Annotated in this window: 14 protein-coding genes and 2 tRNA genes; 10 read left to right on the top strand and 6 right to left on the bottom strand. The window is 67.4% G+C overall.

What is annotated here, in order from left to right; genetic code table 11:
• Positions 1-35: 35 nt before the first annotated feature.
• Positions 36-311: a 30S ribosomal protein S15 gene (rpsO, locus tag HNQ08_RS01395; protein WP_184127298.1), complete on the bottom strand. Its 276-nt coding sequence runs from the start codon at positions 309-311 to the stop codon at positions 36-38.
• A gap of 181 nt (positions 312-492) precedes the next feature.
• Between rpsO and HNQ08_RS01390 the strand changes: the two genes are divergently transcribed.
• A tRNA-Leu gene (locus tag HNQ08_RS01390) sits at positions 493-576 on the top strand.
• Positions 577-632: 56 nt separating this feature from the next.
• Here HNQ08_RS01390 and HNQ08_RS01385 read toward each other — a convergent pair.
• Both HNQ08_RS01385 and HNQ08_RS01380 read right to left on the bottom strand, forming a co-directional pair.
• Positions 633-1,163, bottom strand: coding sequence for a GNAT family N-acetyltransferase (locus tag HNQ08_RS01385; protein WP_184127297.1), 531 nt, complete (start codon positions 1,161-1,163; stop codon positions 633-635).
• A complete protein-coding gene (locus tag HNQ08_RS01380) occupies positions 1,153-2,073 on the bottom strand; it encodes a carbon-nitrogen hydrolase family protein (RefSeq protein ID WP_184127296.1) in 921 nt (306 codons plus the stop codon). The genes HNQ08_RS01385 and HNQ08_RS01380 overlap by 11 nt, the downstream gene beginning before the upstream one ends.
• Positions 2,074-2,250: 177 nt before the next feature.
• On the opposite strand from HNQ08_RS01380, the gene HNQ08_RS01375 reads away from it, so the two are divergent.
• The 5 genes from HNQ08_RS01375 (at position 2,251) to argB (ending at position 6,844) form a co-directional block, all read left to right on the top strand.
• A complete protein-coding gene (locus HNQ08_RS01375; protein WP_184127295.1) occupies positions 2,251-2,853 on the top strand; it encodes a 5-formyltetrahydrofolate cyclo-ligase in 603 nt (200 codons plus the stop codon).
• Positions 2,854-2,909: 56 nt separating this feature from the next.
• A complete protein-coding gene (locus HNQ08_RS01370) occupies positions 2,910-3,527 on the top strand; it encodes a DinB family protein (RefSeq protein ID WP_184127294.1) in 618 nt (205 codons plus the stop codon).
• A gap of 291 nt (positions 3,528-3,818) precedes the next feature.
• On the top strand, positions 3,819-4,895 hold the full coding sequence (locus tag HNQ08_RS01365) for a PilT/PilU family type 4a pilus ATPase (RefSeq protein ID WP_184127293.1): 1,077 nt from the start codon (positions 3,819-3,821) through the stop codon (positions 4,893-4,895).
• A 152-nt stretch (positions 4,896-5,047) separates the two neighbouring features.
• Positions 5,048-6,016, top strand: a complete 969-nt coding sequence (locus HNQ08_RS01360; RefSeq protein WP_184127292.1) for an MBL fold metallo-hydrolase — start codon at positions 5,048-5,050, stop codon at positions 6,014-6,016.
• Positions 6,017-6,094: 78 nt separating this feature from the next.
• Positions 6,095-6,844 carry an acetylglutamate kinase gene (gene argB / locus HNQ08_RS01355; RefSeq protein ID WP_184127291.1) on the top strand — a complete coding sequence of 250 codons (750 nt, stop codon included), beginning with the start codon at positions 6,095-6,097 and terminating at the stop codon, positions 6,842-6,844.
• 6 nt (positions 6,845-6,850) lie between these two features.
• On the opposite strand, the gene HNQ08_RS01350 is transcribed toward argB, so the two are convergent.
• From HNQ08_RS01350 to purE, 3 genes are all read right to left on the bottom strand, one after another.
• Entirely contained in the window at positions 6,851-7,408 is a 558-nt protein-coding gene (locus HNQ08_RS01350; RefSeq protein WP_184127289.1) for a GNAT family N-acetyltransferase, read from the bottom strand.
• 99 nt (positions 7,409-7,507) lie between these two features.
• A complete protein-coding gene (purK, locus tag HNQ08_RS01345; protein WP_184127287.1) occupies positions 7,508-8,626 on the bottom strand; it encodes a 5-(carboxyamino)imidazole ribonucleotide synthase in 1,119 nt (372 codons plus the stop codon).
• Complete coding sequence (gene purE, locus HNQ08_RS01340; RefSeq protein ID WP_229789563.1) at positions 8,623-9,171, bottom strand: 5-(carboxyamino)imidazole ribonucleotide mutase; 549 nt, start codon at positions 9,169-9,171, stop codon at positions 8,623-8,625. Before purE ends, purK begins: the two co-directional genes overlap by 4 nt.
• A gap of 28 nt (positions 9,172-9,199) precedes the next feature.
• Between purE and HNQ08_RS01335 the strand changes: the two genes are divergently transcribed.
• From HNQ08_RS01335 to HNQ08_RS01320, 4 genes are all read left to right on the top strand, one after another.
• Entirely contained in the window at positions 9,200-10,357 is a 1,158-nt protein-coding gene (locus tag HNQ08_RS01335) for a glutamate ligase domain-containing protein (protein ID WP_229789558.1), read from the top strand.
• Positions 10,358-10,383: 26 nt separating this feature from the next.
• Positions 10,384-10,459, top strand: a tRNA-Lys gene (locus tag HNQ08_RS01330).
• Between the two features lie 17 nt (positions 10,460-10,476).
• Positions 10,477-10,905 carry a P-loop NTPase family protein gene (locus HNQ08_RS01325; protein ID WP_184127283.1) on the top strand — a complete coding sequence of 143 codons (429 nt, stop codon included), beginning with the start codon at positions 10,477-10,479 and terminating at the stop codon, positions 10,903-10,905.
• A 349-nt stretch (positions 10,906-11,254) separates the two neighbouring features.
• Positions 11,255-12,916: an AMP-binding protein gene (locus HNQ08_RS01320; RefSeq protein ID WP_184127281.1), complete on the top strand. Its 1,662-nt coding sequence runs from the start codon at positions 11,255-11,257 to the stop codon at positions 12,914-12,916.
• The last annotated feature ends 25 nt before the right edge of the window (positions 12,917-12,941 follow it).

Raw genomic sequence — 12,941 nt, 5'->3', positions numbered from 1 at the left:
CCGAAGACGGGGCGGCGGTTTGCCTGAAGCAGTCTTTAGCGGACGATGCGCTGGCCGCGGCGGATCTTGAGCTGATCGGTCAGGGCGATGTACTCGTCGTAGTTGGTGCGCTCCAGGTACTTCAGCAGACGGCGGCGCTGGCCGTTCATCAGCTGCAGGCCGCGCTGGCCGTGCTTGTCCTTCTTGTTCTCGGCCAGGTGGGCGCCCAGGTTGTTGATGCGGGCGGTCAGCAGGGCGACCTGAACGGCGGTGCTGCCGGTGTCCTTGTCGCTCTTGGCGTGGGCCTCGATGGTGGCTTTCTTGTCGATCATGAATGTTCCCTCTCTTGTTTGAAGTCCCGCGCGCAGCAGCTCCGGCAAAATCCATTCCCGGTGACCGGGCATGGGCCGAACCGCTCGCGGCGGCACAGGACGATACCACAGCTGGAGGGCCCGTGTCTTGACATGGGCAGGGGTCACCCCTAGTATTGCTTCTGCCCTCGTTTCATCGTCTGCTCGGGTGGCGGAATTGGTAGACGCGCACGCTTGAGGGGCGTGTAGCTTAGCTGTGTGGGTTCAAGTCCCATCCCGAGCACCAGATCTCAAGCCAGTGCCGGACTCTTTGACGAGGGTCCGGCGCTGGCTTTTGTGGCCTCAGGCGGACGGGTCTTCAAGCAACAGACAGAGGTGATGTTCGATCAGGGCCCGCCCCTGGTCGTCCCGAACGGCGTCGGGCTGCGTGCCCCAGACCTGGAAGCCGTGACGCTCGTACAGGCGCCGTGCGGCAGCCTGTGTCTCGGTCACGGACAGGTGGACCGAGGTCACGCCCTCCCAGGTCTGTACGTGGGCCAGGGCTGCCCGCAGCAGCGCGTCGCCGCAACCCTGGCCACGGGCCTCTGGTGCGACCGAGACGCCAAAAATACTCGCCCTGTGTTTCAATCTGGGCCGTTCCTCGCGCGCCAGAGAGAGCAGGCCCATCAGGGCGCCGTCCACGAACGCGCCGAAGTTGACGAGCGTGGGCCGTGGCCGCAGCTGAGCCGCCACCGACTCGGGCGTCCTCGCCTGGAACTCGGCGGCGGTGGTGATGAAGGCGTCCGGGTCGTTGAGAAGGGCGGCCAGCCTCACCTCGCGGTACAGGGCGGTGTCCCCTTCCCCCAGCTTCCGAACCTGCGGCTCAGACGCCAACGCTGGCCCCCAGGGTCACGACTTCGGCAGGGGTGGCCCGCGTTGAGGCCGCCGTCCGGTCCCGCCAGTTCAGCACATGGCCGTCGGCGCGCACGTGGCGGGTCAGGGCCAGATCGAGGTCGTGGATCAGCCAGCCCGGCGCGTTCCAGCCCCCCTCGGCGACAAGGCCATCGTCAGGCAGGCCATGATCGGCGGGGGCGTAGATGGAGGCGCGGCCCACGGCGTCCTCTATGGCATAGGACCACGGCGCGTCCGCGATCAGGGGGGCATGGACCGCGTAGCACTGCCCTTCCAGTGCGCGGGCCATGCTGCCCACCCGCACACGGGTGAACCCGGCGCGGCTGCCGGTGAAGGACGGCACCAGCAGCAGTTCCGCGCCGCCTTCCGCCACCCGGCGGGCCAGACCGGGAAATTCGCTGTCGTAACAGGTGGCGACCCCGAAGCGCAACTCTGTGCCCCCGCGCAAGCTCAGCTCGAAGACGCGCACGCCCTCGCCCGGCGAGATCTGCCATTCCTCCGCCTCGAAACGGGTCATCAGCAGCTTGTCCTGCCAGCCAGAGCGGCCGTCCGGCGCGAAGACGTGCGCGCGGTTGACGAAGCTCTCACCCACCTGGACCGGAAAGCTGCCCGCCACGAGGCACACGCCGTACTGCCGTGCCAGCCGGGCATGCAGGCCCACAAACTCCGGCAGGAAAAGCTGCAGGGCGGGCCTCATCCCCAGCACGTCGTGCCGCAGTTCGGCGGGCAGCAGCGCCACCAGTTCCAGCGCGGCGTACTCGGGGAACACCAGCAGTTCCGCCCCCGCTGCCGCCGCCTCGGCCACCCACGACGCGATCTTCGCTTCATAGGCGGCCCAGTCGGGCAGGAAGTCCACCCCATACGCCGCCGCCGCCACCCGCACCACTGTCATGCACCGAGTTTAGCCGGGACACTGCCCGCAGTGGGTGCTGTCTCATTCCTCCAGCAGGCCGCCGAGAGATTCTTAGGGATTGGAGTCAGCTTGATCGGCCTCTACCCCCCTCACCGGCGGAACTGAACGGCGCAGTGCTCGCTCCCAGTGGCAGCGGACGTTACGCTGGGCCGGAGAATGGACGGTCCCATCACCCCCGGCGCGTACCGGGAACAGCTCTGGACGGCGCTGCTGCGGGCGCGGGCCTGTGCATACCCGCTGCCGCCGCACGGTCATCATCCCAATTTCACCCGTGCCCGGCAGGCGGCGCGCCATCTGCTGGCACACCCGCAGGTGGCCGGACTGCGGACGCTGATCGTCGGGCCGGACCGCGCGCTGTACCCGCTGCGAAAGCTGGCGCTGGACGCGGGCATGACGCTGTACGTGCCCAACCAGAAGAAGGTGGGCCAGCGCGGGGGGGTGTGGTACTGGCGGCTGACCGACCCGGCGGGCGCCCGCCTGAGTGCCATGCCGGGAGTGGGTGAGCCGGCGCTCTTCGTACCAGACAGGCCCTCGCTGGAAGACGCGCAGGCCGCCGTGATCGCCAGCGTGGCGCTTGGGCGGAACGGCGCGCGGCTGGGCAAGGGCTTCGGCTGGGCGGCGCGCGGCGTGGGAATGGGCCTGCCAGAATTGACCCTGGCCCACCCGCTGATGTTGGCGCCCACGCTGCCGTGTGCCGCCGACTCGTACGTGACCCTGATCGGCACGCCGGACGGGGTGGTGGAGCCTCCAGTTCGCTAAGGGTTCACGAGTGACCCGGCGGGAACCTGCCGGCCCCGGGCCGCGTACACTGCACCATGACCAAGTCGAGTAGCAGCAAGGCCCTCGTTCCAGCCCTGATCACGGTGGCCGGGGTGGGGCTGGCCGCCGGGGCCGCGTACCTGGCCCGCCAGCGCAAGGAAGAGGTCAAGGAGTTCGTGGTCTCGCGCGTGCTGGAAGCCCCTGCCGGGCGCAGCAGCTACACCGACCTGGGCCAGGGCCTGGAGCGCGGGGGCATCGCGCTGGCCGGACGCGCCGCGCGTGCGGCCGATACCCCGGCCAACCGCGAGGTGCTGTCCCACATCATCGGCATCGAGCGCTGGGGCCAGAACCGCCTGCGGGTGGCGCTGGGACGGCAGCCGTATGGGTCCGACACCTACCACGCCTACCGCCCCGCGCAGGACGCCAGCCTGACCGATCTGCGCAACCTGCTGTCGCAGACCCGTGCCGGCACCGTGGATCTGGCCCGGCAACTGCATGCAAACCCTCCGGAGGAGGGGGCCACCGTGAATCACAACGGCCTTGGGCCACTGACGGCCAAGGCCTGGCTCCGCTACCTGAACCAGCATGCGGACCTGGAAAGCCGCAAGCTGCGCGGCGAGAAAGACGGTGGCCGGGCCGAGGAACAGGTCATGCCGGAAGCCGCGCCCTCCTGAGCGTGGGGCCGACGGGCCTTTACACCTTTCAAACACGCGGAGCAGGCCGGGCGACTAAAGGCGAGAAAACGGCTCTGGAACACCACTCCGCCTGTTCTGCCATGGCCCGGTCTTTGCCGTCCGTTGAGGGAGTGTTCCAGGAAAAGGGTGTCCAGAACAGTGTGCCGACCACTCGGCCAGCCCTGTATGAGAGGCTTCGCCCACCCTGCTGAGGGCGAAATTCGCCCGCCCAGCCACGCAGAAAACTGTAAGACCCTGACCCCTAATCTGGCCTCAGATGAGGGTGACCAGATGAGTATTCTCAATTCCATCCTGACGGCCATCGTGCGCGACCGGGCCAGCGATATTCACCTGCGGGCGGGCAGCGCCCCGGCAGGACGGGTCAACGGTTCGATCAAGCGCTACGGCGAGGGCCGCATGACCCCTGAGCACGTCGCCGATTTCGCGCGCGAGATGATGCCGGGGGCCATGTGGGAACAGTTCCAGGACCGCCGCGAGGCCGATTTCGCCTACGGCATCGCCGGGCTGGCGCGCTTCCGGGTCAACGCCTACTACCAGCGCGGCACGGTCGGCCTGATCATGCGCGTGATCGAGGACAAGGCCATTCCCACCTTCGAGCAACTGGGGCTGCCCGAGAACACCTTCACGGAACTGACCCAGCATGAGCGCGGCCTGGTGCTGGTGACCGGCCCGACAGGCTCGGGCAAGACCACCACGCTGGCGAGCATGATCGATCACATCAACGCCACGCAGCCGGTGAACATCGTGACCCTGGAAGATCCTATCGAGGTGCTGCACCGCGACCGCATGGCCATGATCAGCCAGCGTGAACTGGGCATGGACACCCTGAGTTTCTCGGCGGGCCTGCGCGCCAGCATGCGCCAGGACCCCGACGTGATCCTGATTGGCGAGATGCGTGACAAGGAAACGGTGGAAGCCGCGCTGAGCGCCGCGCAGACGGGGCACCTGGTTTTCAGCACGCTGCACACCCAGGACGCTGTTCGCACGGTCAACCGCATTATCGATTTCTTCGCGCCGCACGAACGGCTCCAGGTGCGCCAGGGCCTCTCAGAGAGCGTCGTGGGCATCGTCAGCCAGCGTCTGCTGCCGCGTCAGGGCGGGGGCCGGGTGCTGGGCATGGAAATCCTGCTGGGCACGCCCACCGTCCGCGAGTGCATCAAGGACCCGGACCGCACCGAGGAGATCAAGCAGGCCCTGCTGGAGGGCGGCGCCCGTGGCATGCAGACCTTCGATCAGCATCTGGCGCGGCTGGTGCAGGACGGCCACATGTCCACCGAGGACGCCATGGCCACCGCCACCAGTCCGCACGAGCTGAAAATCCTGCTGATGCAGCGCCAGTTCGCCTAGGCCACAGGACCGGCCTGTTGAGCAGTCGCCCTCAAACGGGGTCCGGGACCACTTAAGGCCGGATTAGGCCGGGCGCAAGTCGCTCCTCACGAGGGTTCCCTAGCATGGGAGAAACACCCGAAGTTTCTCCCTGAGCCCGAGAGGATGTGCCCATGAGCCAGACGCCTGACACGCCACCATTCCCAAGCGACCAGATTCGCCCGCCTGCGCCGTCGGTCTCCACTTTCGGCGGGACTCAGCTGCTCCGTCCCGATGTGGTCCGGGTGCGGCTGCCCATGGTGAATGCCTACCTGCTGGGCCTGCCCGGAGAACCCTGGGTGCTGGTGGACGCGGGGATGCCTCTGACCGCCCCGATGATTCGCGCCGCCATCGAGAAACACCACGCGGGCAGGCCGCCTGCGGCCATCGTGTTGACCCACGGACATCTCGACCACATCGGCGGCCTGCATGACCTGCTCGAGGAATGGAAGGTGCCGGTGTACGCCCATCCGCTGGAACTGCCCTATCTGACAGGCCAGGTGCCGTATCCGTTCCCGGATCCCACCGTGGGCGGTTTGATGAGCCTGCTCTCACCCGCCTTTGTCCCCGGTCCGTTCGATTTCCGTCCTCAGATTCAGGCTCTGCCTGAGGGGGGTGGCGTGCCGTTCCTGCCCGACTGGCGCTGGCTGCATACGCCGGGACACAGCGTCGGTCATGTCTCCCTGTGGCGCGAGTCCGACCGCACCCTGATAGCCGGAGATGCTTTCGTCACCACCAAGCAGGAGTCGGCGGTGGGCGCCTTGACGCTGAAGCCTGTCCTGGTTCACCGCCCTCCCGCGTATTACACCCCCAACTGGGACGCGGCGCGCGAATCAGTGCGTGCCCTCGCGGCGCTCAGCCCTGCGCTGGCAGCCACCGGACACGGGCATCCCATGGCCGGAACACATATGGACGCTGCCCTGGCCCGCCTCGCACGCAACTTCGACGAGGCGGCGCGGCCCGTGCGCGGCTGGTATCTCAATCACCCGGTGCCAGTCACGCTCCCGCAGGCCGGCACCCGTGATCCCCTGAAAACCCTTGTGCTGGGCACGCTCGCCGTTGCCGGAGCGGCGCTGGTGTGGCGTTCGCTGCGGCGCGACTAGCGGCAAGCAACGCCTGTCCACGGAGCTGCCGTTGTTCTGACCGTGCCCGACGGGACAGTCGACAATTACACTCTGTGCATGGTCATCAAATACGGCGGCAACGCCATGAAAAGCCCCGAACTGCGCCGCGCAGTGGCCGCCGAGATTGCGGCCCTGCGCGATCAATACCTCCCTGTGGTGGTCCACGGCGGCGGCCCATTCATTGAGCGTGAGCTGACGGCGCGTGGTCTGAGCAGCGAGTTCAGGAACGGCCTGCGCGTCACACCACCCCAACTGATGGATGTGGTGGAGATGGCGCTGTGCGCCCTGAACAAGCGCCTCAGCCAGGAAGTGAGAGGGGCGGTGGGCCTGATGGGCCGCGACAGCGAACTTCTGCGGGCTGAGGTTCTCGATCCCGCGCTGGGCCGGGTGGGACGCGTGACCGGGGTAAACGCCGGGCTGCTGCGGACCCTGCTGGGCGCGGGGATCACCCCGGTGCTGGGCTGCGTCGCCGTGGGGCCGGACGGCGAGGCGCTGAACATCAATGCTGACACGGCTGCCGGGGCGGTGGCCGGGGCGCTGGGGGAGGGCATCATTTTTCTGACCGACGTGGACGGGGTGTACCGCCACTATCCTGACCCTGAAAGCCGCGCCGCCCAGCTGAGCCGCGCCGAGGTCGAGGAGGGTATTGCGGCAGGGTGGATCGCCGGGGGCATGATTCCCAAGGTGCGCGCCGCACTGGACGCCCTCGACCTCGGCGCGCCGTTCGCCACGGTGGCCAGCGGCATGACCGCGGGGGTGCTGGCGGCGGCAGTGCGCGGGGAGGCGGGTACGCGCATCACCCCCTGACCCGCTCTAGCGGACGACGCTGAAGACCAGCGTGTCGCGCAGCTGATTCGGGTCATCCGCCGCCACGGCGTTGTTCTTCAAGGTGGCGTCCAGGGTGTACCCCAGCCTGCGCGGAATGCGGGCGCTGCGCTCGTTGGCGCTGTCACAGCGGATCTCGATGCGGCGCAGCCCCAGCGTGTTCAGCCCGAATTCGGTCAGTGCCCCGGCCACCTCCTGCGCGTGGCCCTGGCCCGTGTGGGCGCTGGCGATCCAGTAGCCGATCTCGCCCTTCGGCACGCTCCAGTTCAGGGCGTGAAAGCCGCTGCTGCCGATCAACTCGCTGCCGTCCGCGTTCCAGACCAGCAGGCGCAGTTCCTCGCGGGCGGCGTAGCGCTCGGCAGCCTCGCGCAGGTTCCGGGCCGTGCCCGCCAGATCATCCGGCTGCTGGGCCCAGACCATCCAGGGCTGGAGTTCGGGCAGCGAGGCGTGAACGGCGGCATGAACCGCCCCGGCATCCTGCTCGCGTGGGGCACGCAGCCAGAGCCGGGGCGTGCGGAGTTCGGTGGGCACAGGTGGGGCGGTCATGCCAGGCAGAATAGTGGGGTGGCCGCGATCGCTGGTGCTGTCCGGTCCGCCAAGGCGGCGATAGGGCTGTGAATGCCGATGTTTGCGTCCTGAAGGATCTCAGGGGATCAGGCGTTCGAGCTGTGCCAGCCGCTCCCGCAGTATCCGGGCGTCAGGCGCGACGAGGTTGACATGTCCCAGCTTGCGCCTGGCGCGCCAGGCTTTGTGGTACAGGTGCAGCCGCGTGCCGGGCAGCGCGTCGATGCCTGCCCAGTCCGGCTCCAGGGGCTGCCCGTCTGTGCCCTCCATCCCGATGATGTTGACCATCGCGCACGGGAGGAGGGGCCGCCAGTCGGCCAGCGGCAGGCCCAGCACCGCCCGGACCTGAGCCTCGAACTGGCTGACGCTGCTGCCGTCCTGCGTCAGGTGGCCGCTGTTGTGGACGCGCGGAGCCACCTCATTGACCAGCAGCTCACTGCCTGGAAGCTGGAAGAATTCCAGCGTCATCAGCCCTTCGAGGCCCCAGGCCCAGGCCACCCGCCCGGCGATCTCGCGTGCCTGCGCCTCGTGAGGGTCTCCCTCTAAGAAAAGGCTGGTGCGAAGAATGCCGTTCCTGTGGACGTTCTCGATCAGTGGTCCGAACGCCACCTGACCGTCCGGCGTGCGGGCCACCGCCAGACTGACCTCGCGCTCGAATCGCACCAGACCTTCCAGCACGCATGGAACGCGCCCCATTTCGTCCCAGGCGGCCTGCAGTCCAGCCTCGTCCGAGACGCGCGCCTGCCCCTTGCCGTCGTATCCCAACTCGGAGGTCTTGAGGATGCCCGGTCCGCCGATCCGTACCAGCGCGCCATCCAGATCGGTCCCGGTCTCGATCACCACAAACGGAGCCGTTCGCGCCCCGGCCACCCGCAGGGCTTCCTTCTCACGGGCGCGGTGCTTGCTGCGTTCCAGCAACTCCCGGCCCGGACGCACCGGCACGCGGCCTTCCAGCGCGGTCAGGGCGGCCACCGGGACGTTCTCGAATTCCAGCGTCACCGCGTCGCAGGCGGCCAGCGCGTCCAGTCCCGCCGCGTCGGTGTAGGAGGCGTGCAGGTGCGTGGCACACAGCCGTGCGGGGGCCTGGTCATCCGGCTCCAGCATGGTCACGCGCACGCCCAGCGGCAGGGCGGCCAGCGCCAGCATCTGCGCCAGCTGCCCGCCGCCGAGAATGCCCAGCTGTGGTGCGGCGGGAGTCATTCCGCTCCTGCCCTGGGGTGACCCTCGAAGAATGGCTCGTCCAGCACGGCCTGCGTCTGCTGCTGGCGGTAAATGTTCAGCCGGTCTCTGACCTCCTGATCGGTGACCGCGATCATGGCGGCGGCGAACAGCGCGGCGTTCTTCGCGCCTGCCGTGCCGATGGCGAAGGTGGCCACCGGCACGCCGCCCGGCATCTGCGCGATGCTGTACAGACTGTCCAGGCCGCTCAGGGCGCGGCTCTGCACCGGCACGCCCAGCACCGGCACCCGCGTGAAGGCCGCCAGCATCCCCGGCAGGTGGGCCGCGCCGCCCGCCCCGGCAATGATGCAGGTGAAGTTCAGGCGCTCGGCCCGCGCCGCGTAGCTGGGCAGCAACTGCGGCGTGCGGTGGGCGGACAGCACGCGCACCTCGTAAGGGAGGTTAAGGGCGGCCAGCACCTCCAGCGCAGCCTCCATCGTCGGAAAATCACTGCGGCTGCCCATCACCACGCCCAGGCGCGGGGGCGGTGTCTGACTCACGGACGGTGTTTCACTCACGCCCCGCATGCTACCCGGACGCGCTAGCCTCTGGCCTGTGACGGCGCCCGACTATGACTGGCTGTATTCCCGGACCCGCGCGGGCCGGGCGCGCGGGCCGGGGGGAGTGCGGGCCCTGCTGGACACGCTGGGCTCGCCGGACACCCGGTTTGGCTCAGTCCGTGTGATCGGCACCAACGGCAAGGGCAGCACCTGCGCCATGCTGGAAGCGGGGTTGATCGCCGCTGGCGTCCGGACGGGGCGCTTTACCAGCCCGCACCTGCACGCCTACGAGGAACGCATCCGGGTGAACGGCGTCAACCTCGCCCCGGCGCGGACACAGGAATTTATCGATTGGGCCAGGGTGCACGCGCCGGACGCTGCTTTTTTCGATCTAACGCTGGCCCTGGCCTGTCAGGTCTTCGCTGAGGATGGCGTTGACTTGGCGGTGATGGAAGCTGGTGTGGGCGGCATCAGCGACGCCACCCACGCGCTGGGCCATGTTGTGGCGGTGGCCCTGACCAACGTGGACCTGGATCACACCAGCGTGCTGGGCAGCGCTGTGGCCGACATTGCCCGCGACAAGGCCGGAGCGGCCCAGCCCGGCGTTCCGTTGCTGACCACTGCGAGCGGTGACGCACTGGACGTGGCGCGGGCGGTGGCCCGGGAGCGAGGCGCGCCGCTGCTGACGCCCCGGACCCACCCGGAACTGTTCGCGCTGCCGCATCCGCCCGCCCTGGAGGGAGTACACCAGCACGCCAATGCGGCGCTGGCTGTCGCCACCTTGCGGATGCTGGGGCATGACGCGGGGGTGGAGGCAGCCTTGCAGGCCCGTCACCCGGCCCGTCTTGAACGTCTGAACGTGGACGGCAAGACCGTACTGCTGGACGGCGCGCACAATCCGCACGCCACCCACGCGCTTGCCCTGGCGGTGCCGCATGTCGATGTCCTGTTGTTCGGCAATCTGGCGCGCAAGGACACGGACGCCACGCTGGCCCCGCTGCTGCCCGTGGCCCCGCTGCGGGTGTTCACCGCTCCTGGCGATCTGGCCACGTCACCCCGCGCTCTGGCGACCCGCTATGGTGGCGAGGAGTGCCCTGATCCCGCTGACGCTTTGGCCCGCGCCTTGGCGCTGACTCCCTCCGGCGGGACGCTGCTGGTCACGGGCAGTCTGTATCTGGCGGCGGGCGTGCGGGCGCAGCTTGACAGGCCATAGAGAGCTGCTATACTTCGCTCTGCTCTGGATCGTTAGCTCAATTGGCAGAGCAGCTGACTCTTAATCAGCGGGTTGTAGGTTCGATTCCTACACGATCCACCACTAAATTCCCCCGTCTAGTGCGGGGGATTTCATTTTGGTCAGAAGGCGACATCGGTTTTCACCCGGACCTGTGGCTGCTGGCGCTGGTGGAAGTGCACCGGGCGGGCGGCTGGTTGATGCTCCACGCCGCGGTCCTGATGAACTGCCACAGGGCCGTAGGACTGACCGGCGTGAGCAGCGCAGGCAAAAGCACCGCTGCCCTTCGGATCGCCGGTGAGGGAGTGGAAGTGCTGGCTGAAGATCAGGCCTGGGTTCGGCCTGCCGATGGCCTCACGGTTGGCCTTGACCTGTACCTGCGGGCGTTGCCGGACACCCTGGCACGGTTTGCCTCGCACCTGCTGGAACGATCCGTGGGCATTGATCACCATGGCAAGCCTCTGCTGCCTGTTCTGGAGCCTGGGCAGTCCGCCCAGCTCCAGACCTTGTTGATTTTTGGACTCCTCTAGGAGACCCCAAGAGCGTTGCAGGCGCGGGCCGTGTGGGAGAGTGTCGGTGTGCCTCTCACGGCGGCTGGCCGCAGAGCGAGGGCGAGCGGGATTTCGACGCTGCTGCATCACTTGCGTATTGAGCCGGTCACTGGGAGGACGCCGTGCCAGGTGTTCTGGCTCGGCTTCGTCAGGAGGAGCAGTAGGGTCCAGGGAAGTCCTGTTCGCCCCAAGTGTCCTCACCCGCTTCTCCTGAAGGCTAAAGGTCAGAATGCTTGAAAGGTTCCTGATCAGGACTCTAACTTAAGTCCAGATGAAAACTGGTCAGGCTTCAAGCCCGTCACCCTGGGTGACTCTCGTTGATCTCCTTGTGGACCGTGCCCAGACCACCCCTGAGCACGGCCTGATTTATCTTACGGACGGAGAAACCCAGGAAGTCCAGTTGAGTCACCAGGCGCTGCACGAACAGGCCCGGCTCCTGGCCGCGCAGTTGCAACAACGCTTCAACCCCGGCGACCGGGCCATCCTGCTTTTCGGTGAAGGTATTGACATTATCCCTGCCTTTTTCGGGGTGCTGTACGCGGGGCTGGTGGCCGTGCCCCTGATTCCGCCCCGGCCAGGTCAGCCGAGCGATGATCTCGTCTCGCTGATGACCGACGCCCAGCCGAGCGTGCTGCTCACGACCACGGGTTTTGGTCACTACCTGAAGCCGATGCTGGAAGCCTCGGGCGTCGCCGGGGCCCTGCCGATGGTTTTTACGGACGCCCCATCAGGCAACGTGTCGGACTGGTCACCTCCGGCCATCACCGGCGAGTCACTCGCCGCGCTGCTGTATACCTCAGGCTCCACCAGCCTGCCGCGCGGCGTGATGATGACGCATGGACACATTCTGCGCCGACTCGGCGGGCTGGCCGACCTCATGGCTGCCATCGATACGTCGGGCGCGACAGTCAACTGGCTTCCGCTGCAACATCTGATGGGTTTGTTTGGCAGCGTCCTGCAGCCCATGTATATGGAGATTCAGGCGGTGGTGTTGCCCACGTCCAAAGTGATTGAACGGCCCGTTCGGTGGCTGCAGGCGATGACGCGCTTCCGGGCCGGTTCGAGCGGCGCCCCGAACTTCGCTTTCCAGATGTGCGTCGACCGGATTGAGCCGCAAGATCGCCAGGATCTGGACCTAAGTGCCTGGAAGATCGCTGTCCTCAGCACCGAAGCGATCCGCATCGAGACGCTGGATCAGTTCGCGCAAACGTATGCTCCTTTCGGTTTTCAGCGCAGTGCGTATTACACCTCCTATGGACTGTCGGAGAGCATCGGCACCTTCGACGTGCAGCCACAGACGCCCAAACCCATCACACTCAGGGTCGACGCCGAGGCCTTGGAACAGGGCCAGGTGCGTGTGACGACCTCGGGATCAGGCCGTGTCCTGGTGGGGTGCGGACAGACCGTGCCCGGTCAACAGATCGTGATTGTTGACCCCGACACCTGTCGGCCCTGTGGTGACGATCAGATTGGCGAGATCTGGATCCGGGGACCGCAGGTGGCGGACGGCTACTGGCATCAGCCTGAAGCGACCGCCCTCACCTTTCAGGCCCAGCTCAGCGGCGGCGAGGGGCCGTACCTGCGGTCCGGCGATCTGGGGTTCTTCCACGAGCGGGAACTGTACGTGGCCGGCCGTCTCAAGGAAATGCTGATCGTGCGCGGCAAAAATCTTTACGCGGTGGACCTGGAGCGAACGGCTGAGACGGCGCATTCCGCCCTTCTGCCCGCCAGCAGCGCCGCGTTCTCGATTCCGGTGGACGGCGAGGAGCAGCTGGTGCTGGTGCATGAAGTGCGTCCTGATCAGGCGGGCCTTGACGTTGAACAGGTGGCCTCGGCCGTCCGGCGGCTGATTGGCGAACGCTACCTGCTCCCCGTTCATAGCGTGGTTCTGGTCGAGGCGGGGAGTATCCCACGGACGGAGACGGGAAAGATCCGACGTCTACACGCGCGCACACTCTTTCTGCGTGAATCGGGGACCAGTTCCGCCTAAGCTTTCCAAAGCAGTAAGGGGCAAG

The organism is Deinococcus humi, from assembly GCF_014201875.1.
Taxonomy (GTDB): domain Bacteria; phylum Deinococcota; class Deinococci; order Deinococcales; family Deinococcaceae; genus Deinococcus; species Deinococcus humi.
Note: the sequence above shows the minus strand (reverse complement) of the source record. Positions and strands in the feature narration are given on the sequence as shown.

Bases quoted from the DNA above. Each gene is read 5' to 3' on its own strand.
- rpsO (WP_184127298.1), bottom strand. From the start codon at position 311: ATGATCGACAAGAAAGCCACCATCGAGGCCCACGCCAAGAGCGACAAG.
- HNQ08_RS01380 (WP_184127296.1), bottom strand. From the start codon at position 2,073: ATGACAGTGGTGCGGGTGGCGGCGGCGGCGTATGGGGTGGACTTCCTG.
- HNQ08_RS01375 (WP_184127295.1), top strand. From the start codon at position 2,251: ATGGACGGTCCCATCACCCCCGGCGCGTACCGGGAACAGCTCTGGACG.
- HNQ08_RS01370 (WP_184127294.1), top strand. From the start codon at position 2,910: ATGACCAAGTCGAGTAGCAGCAAGGCCCTCGTTCCAGCCCTGATCACG.
- HNQ08_RS01365 (WP_184127293.1), top strand. From the start codon at position 3,819: ATGAGTATTCTCAATTCCATCCTGACGGCCATCGTGCGCGACCGGGCC.
- HNQ08_RS01360 (WP_184127292.1), top strand. From the start codon at position 5,048: ATGAGCCAGACGCCTGACACGCCACCATTCCCAAGCGACCAGATTCGC.
- argB (WP_184127291.1), top strand. From the start codon at position 6,095: ATGGTCATCAAATACGGCGGCAACGCCATGAAAAGCCCCGAACTGCGC.
- HNQ08_RS01350 (WP_184127289.1), bottom strand. From the start codon at position 7,408: ATGACCGCCCCACCTGTGCCCACCGAACTCCGCACGCCCCGGCTCTGG.
- purK (WP_184127287.1), bottom strand. From the start codon at position 8,626: ATGACTCCCGCCGCACCACAGCTGGGCATTCTCGGCGGCGGGCAGCTG.
- purE (WP_229789563.1), bottom strand. From the start codon at position 9,171: ATGCGGGGCGTGAGTGAAACACCGTCCGTGAGTCAGACACCGCCCCCG.